We start from the raw sequence: 238 nt of genomic DNA on the forward strand, positions 1-238 counted from the left end.
GGCCGTGCACCACCTCGACGAACCCGAGCACGGTGCGCGGCGCCCATAACGACAGGGGCTGCGGCGCGGCACGGACGAAGGCGTGGGTCAGCGTGGTCACGGTGGTGCCTGCGGCCGGCGTGGTGACCGGGGGCCGCCGCGCCGCCGCGGGATGGGTGATCCTCAAGGCCGGTACGTGCATGACCGCGCGCATCAGGGTCCGCTCCATCGCCCCTCCTGCGCGAGCGGCGCTGCATCC

At 74.8% G+C, this 238-nt stretch carries 1 pseudogene; it reads right to left on the reverse strand.

Annotation, left to right across the window (positions count from 1 at the left end):
* Positions 1–208 (reverse strand): annotated as a pseudogene (locus KVS69_RS20495) (hypothetical protein); the annotation flags it as partial.
* Positions 209–238: the final 30 nt, after the last annotated feature.

The sequence above is a fragment of the Stenotrophomonas sp. GbtcB23 genome (genome assembly GCF_019091045.1).
GTDB classification, from domain to species: Bacteria; Pseudomonadota; Gammaproteobacteria; order Xanthomonadales; family Xanthomonadaceae; genus Stenotrophomonas; species Stenotrophomonas rhizophila_A.